Here is a 602-nt window from a genome sequence, read left to right as displayed (position 1 = left end):
GCCGCTGTCACTGCTGTGGCAACACACCCGCAATGACCATTACGCGCGTGTTCTGGACAGTTGGGCGGACGATGTGATGACCAAGCTGCCGCGCACGCCGGAACAAGGCTTCCAGCATGTGGTATCCGACGGCGTGAACCAGATGGAGATATGGGACGACACGCTGTTTATGGTGGTGTTGTTCCTGGCGCATTACGGTACGGTGTCAGGCCGTCAGGAACTGGTCGACGAAGCGGTACGCCAGTTTTTGCTGCACGCGCGCTACCTTAACGATCCGAAAACCGGTCTGTGGTATCACGGCTGGAGTTTTGCGCAAAAGAGTAATTTTGCGCAAGCGCGCTGGGCACGCGGCAACGCGTGGATCACCGTTGGGATTCTCGACCTGCTAGAGGTCGCTCATATCGACAACGGTGTGCGTCTCTATCTGTTGGAGTGCCTCAACGCACAGGTGAACACCCTGATCGATCTGCAAGCCGAAAGCGGTGCCTGGCATACCCTGCTGGACCACCCTGACAGCTATGAAGAAATTTCCGCTACCGCCGGTTTGGGCTACGGCCTGCTGAAAGGCGCACGCCTGGGTCTGGGCGATGAGCGCTGGCTGG

1 protein-coding gene is annotated in these 602 nt (G+C 58.6%); it reads left to right on the top strand.

Translation table 11 applies throughout. The annotated features are described in order from the left end of the window. Positions 1-602: glycoside hydrolase family 105 protein (locus J5224_RS34005; RefSeq protein WP_264629265.1), on the top strand; the 602-nt coding region annotated here is incomplete at both ends.

The organism is Candidatus Symbiopectobacterium sp. NZEC135 (genome assembly GCF_025962695.1).
The sequence above is the reverse complement of the archived record's forward strand: the minus strand, read 5'-3'. Positions and strand labels throughout refer to the sequence as shown.